At 71.3% G+C, this 2,134-nt stretch carries 2 protein-coding genes and 1 pseudogene; 2 read left to right on the forward strand and 1 reads right to left on the reverse strand.

Features of this window, described 5'->3' with window-relative positions; all coding sequences use genetic code 11:
* Positions 1-274, reverse strand: a pseudogene (locus ACFQ4O_RS17100) (hypothetical protein); the annotation flags it as partial.
* 255 nt (positions 275-529) lie between these two features.
* Here ACFQ4O_RS17100 and ACFQ4O_RS17105 point away from each other — a divergent pair.
* On the forward strand, positions 530-1,198 hold the full coding sequence (locus tag ACFQ4O_RS17105; protein WP_378777525.1) for a DsbA family protein: 669 nt from the start codon (positions 530-532) through the stop codon (positions 1,196-1,198).
* 210 nt (positions 1,199-1,408) lie between these two features.
* The coding region (locus ACFQ4O_RS17110; protein ID WP_378777528.1) for an AAA family ATPase at positions 1,409-2,134 on the forward strand (726 nt) is incomplete at its 3' end.

Consider the following 2,134-nt stretch of genomic DNA (forward strand, 5'->3'; position numbering starts at 1 on the left):
CGCCGTGCGCGACGCCGCGCCTCAGTCCGGCGGATCGGGCGTCGATCCGGCCGAACTCGCCGAGGTTCTGGCGGGCCTGCGCGACGTCGCCACCCGCAGCGACCGCCGCACCTCCGACACGCTGGAGGCCGTTCGCCTGACGCTCGACCGGCTGCTGGAGCGCATGGAGGATTTCGGCGCGGCCCAGATCTACGCCGCGCCCCGCACCGACACCGCGCCCGCTCCCGCGATCGACGCCACCGAGGCCGCCCGCGCCGCCGCCCGCCACTCCCACGGAGCGCGCCGCCGTGCGGGCCGCCACCGCCGGTGTGGAGGAGACCGCGCTCTGCGACGCGCTGACGCGTCTCGGCGAGGCGGTGCTCGCCCGCTCCCGCGTCACGCGAGCGTGAGCCGCGACGAAGGCCGCGGGCATGCTGGCGCCACATTCCGCTTGCGATTAGTTGATGACAGGCCGACCTTGCGCGCCGCAGACACGGCGCGACAGGCCCCGCCTTCAAGCAGCGCATGAGCTCTTAGGATTAGAACAACCGTGACCCTCACCCGCCGCCGCTTCCTCGAATCCGCCGCCGCTCTCGGCCTCACCGCCGCGGCCGCGGCGCTTCTCATCGATCCGCGCGCGGGGTTCGTGTCGCAGGCGCTGGCGCAGGCCCCCTCGACGGAGGAGCTCGCGGTCGCCGGCCCGCTGGGCGAGAAGGCGGAAGGCAAGGACGATGCCCCCGTCACCATCATCGAATACGCCTCGATGACCTGCGGGCACTGCGCCACCTTCGCCAACGAGACCTTCCCGAAGCTCAAGGAGAAGTACATCGACTCCGGCAAGGTCCGGTTCGTGCTCCGGGAGTTCCCGCTGGACCCGATCGCCGCCGCCGGCTTCATGATCGCCCGCTGCGCCGGCGACGATAAGTACTTCGCCGTGGTGGACGCGCTGTTCGCCCGCCAGAAGGAATGGGCCTACTCCAACGATCCCGTCACCGGCCTGCAGACCCTGACGAAGCAGTTCGGCTTCACGCAGGAGAGCTTCGAGGCCTGCCTGACGAATCAGGAGATGCTCGACGGAGTGAACTGGGTGCGCCAGCGCGGCGCCGAGAAGTTCGGCGTGAACTCGACCCCCACCTTCTTCATCAACGGCAAGATCTACCGCGGCGCGATCAAGTTCGACGATCTGGAGAAGATCCTGGAGCCGCTGCTCAAGGCCTGAGCCTCGGCCTCGACCTTTCACCCGACGTCACGCCCGAGCGCGTCTCGGGCGTCCACGGCGTGAACGCTCAAGCTGTCGTTCCGCGCAAACATCGTGGGCACCCGTGCTCGGCGCGGGCATGACGGGAGCTCAAATGGCGTGCTCCGGCCTTCTCCAGGCAGGTTTTGATCCTTCGGGCCGAGTTCATCGCCGCGGGCGGGTCGCGCGGCGATGAACTTCGTCAAGCTGCGCGTCGCCGGCTTCAAGACCTTCGTGGACGCAACCGAAGCCCCGATCGAGCCGGGGCTCACCGGCGTCGTCGGCCCGAACGGCTGCGGCAAGTCCAATCTGGTCGAGGCGCTGCGCTGGGTGATGGGCGAAAGCTCGTTCAAGTCCCTGCGCGCCTCGGGCATGGAGGACGTGATCTTCGCCGGCGGCGGCTCGCGCCCCGCCCGCAACCACGCCGAAGTCGTCCTCACCCTCGACAATTCCGACCGCCGCGCGCCGGAACCGTTCAACGGCGCCGACGAGATCGAGGTCAGCCGCCGCATCGCCCGCGGGCTCGGCTCCACCTACCGCATCAATGGCCGCGAGGTGCGCGCCCGCGACGTGCAGCTGCTGTTCGCGGACGCCTCCTCCGGCCCGCGCTCGCCCTCGCTGGTGGGACAGGGCCGCGTGGGCGAGATCATCAACGCCCGGCCCGAGCAGCGCCGCCGCATCCTGGAGGAAGCCGCCGGCATCGCCGGCCTGCACGCCCGCCGGCGCGACGCCGTCGAGCGGCGCGCCGGCGCCGAGCAGCACCTCGCCCGGGTGGAGGACGTGCTGGGCCAGCTCGGCGGACGGGCGGAGAGCCTGCGCCGACAAGCGCGCGCCGCCGAGCGCTACCGGGCGCTGACCGACGACATCCGCGCGCTCGAAGGCCTGCTGCTGGTGCTCGACCACGAGGCGGCGACCGCA

This window comes from Methylopila musalis (assembly GCF_042679725.1).
In the GTDB taxonomy this organism is placed as follows: domain Bacteria; phylum Pseudomonadota; class Alphaproteobacteria; order Rhizobiales; family Methylopilaceae; genus Methylopila; species Methylopila musalis.